At 61.5% G+C, this 273-nt stretch carries 1 pseudogene; it reads right to left on the reverse strand.

What is annotated here, in order from left to right:
* Positions 1-273 (reverse strand): annotated as a pseudogene (locus V0R37_RS22170) (cell division protein FtsZ); the annotation flags it as partial.

Raw genomic sequence — 273 nt, forward strand, 5'->3', positions numbered from 1 at the left:
GTTTTTCGTTGGGGATGGTGATCAACGAGTCGACATGCTCGGAAAGCTCTTTCATGCCCTCCTCGGCCGCTCGCATACGCTTTGGCCCTTCGAACGGGAAGGGACGGGTGACCACGGCAACCGTCAGGATGCCCAGCTCTTTGGCGACCTGGGCAACCACTGGAGCACCTCCCGTCCCCGTGCCACCGCCCATACCGGCAGTGATGAAGACCATGTCGGCGCCACTGAGCAGCTCGGCAATACGATCACGATCTTCCATCGCGGCCTGACGAC

The sequence above is a fragment of the Pollutimonas rozaliensis genome (assembly GCF_048751585.1).
GTDB lineage: Bacteria > Pseudomonadota > Gammaproteobacteria > Burkholderiales > Burkholderiaceae_B.